Annotated in this window: 1 protein-coding gene; it reads right to left on the reverse strand. The window is 41.3% G+C overall.

All coding sequences use genetic code 11. The features are described 5' to 3' along the window. Positions 1–291: 291 nt before the first annotated feature. Positions 292–666, reverse strand: a 375-nt coding sequence (locus KIV40_RS34085) for an ECF-type sigma factor (RefSeq protein ID WP_285353867.1), incomplete at its 5' end; no start/stop codon positions are given.

Here is a 666-nt window from a genome sequence, read left to right on the forward strand (position 1 = left end):
AGCCATCAATAGCCGTGATCGAAAACGTCGTTGGACCGTTCGACGAATCGCTGTCTGAACCACACCCAGCCAGAGCCATTTCAATTGACGCTGCCAGTAAGCCTTGCTTTTTCATTGATATTCCCTTTATAAGCCTTTTAATGTTTGAATCACCGCTGTGTTGAGCCACAGCCTCATCAAGTCGGCGTTATTTTTAGAGGTATCAGTGCGGATTAACAAGACACAGGGAATACGAGAAAAAACGTAAAATATTTTATGAATTTATTAATAAATTGAGACATTTTCATCAACTTAGGCCGCGAGTCTATTGTGGAGCCAGCTTTTGGCGAACTTGAGATCTTTTTCAACCAAGCTAGAACTGCAATCCAAAAGTTGGCAAATTTCGGTGTGTCTTAGACCAATATAATATTTGAGTTTTAACACGTTGGATTGACGCGGATAGTGATGAGTAAACTCAACCAAAGACTGCTCAAGAGCCACTCTTCTCTCTATGGGTAAAATTTCAATCGACAGGGCTTGTTCCATTGAAATTGACTGATCTTGTTGGCGCTTATCCGCTTTTTTCGCCCAAGCTTGATTGATCAGAATGTGCTGCATAGCTTTGGCTGCCATCAGATAAAAGTCTCGTGTTTTCTCAATCTTCCCTTTATCTAACGCAGTCACTTT

The organism is Vibrio sp. D173a (assembly GCF_030248475.1).